The sequence below is a fragment of the Haemophilus sp. UMB1048 genome, from assembly GCF_030218125.1.
Taxonomy (GTDB): Bacteria; Pseudomonadota; Gammaproteobacteria; order Enterobacterales; family Pasteurellaceae; genus Haemophilus_D.
Genome location: NZ_JASOPB010000090.1, coordinates 1 through 280, shown reverse-complemented (window position 1 = coordinate 280; position 280 = coordinate 1). Strand labels below are relative to the sequence as shown.

Here is a 280-nt window from a genome sequence, read left to right as displayed (position 1 = left end):
GCTGCCAGCCTGAAAAAATCATCGCCGTTTTCGTCCGGTTTTTCCCGTATTCCCCTGATGCAATGGGCTGCACCGGAATACCGTAGTGAGCAGGGAAAAATTCAGTCTCTGAGCCAGCAAATGGAAAAATTGCGACAGCATTACCGGAAGGTGGAGAAACAGGACATTCCCGCGAGTCAGACGGCATTTGAAAAACAGTGGCAGCAGTGGGGGGAATCCGGCCTTGCAGCTCTCAGATCCCAGTTGCTTAAACGTGAAGAGGAATTGCGCCGGAAGGAGC

1 protein-coding gene is annotated in these 280 nt (G+C 52.5%); it reads left to right on the top strand.

Annotation, left to right across the window (positions count from 1 at the left end; genetic code table 11):
- Positions 1 to 57: 57 nt before the first annotated feature.
- On the top strand, positions 58 to 280 hold a 223-nt coding region (locus QP437_RS10005), incomplete at its 3' end, for a hypothetical protein (protein WP_369279322.1).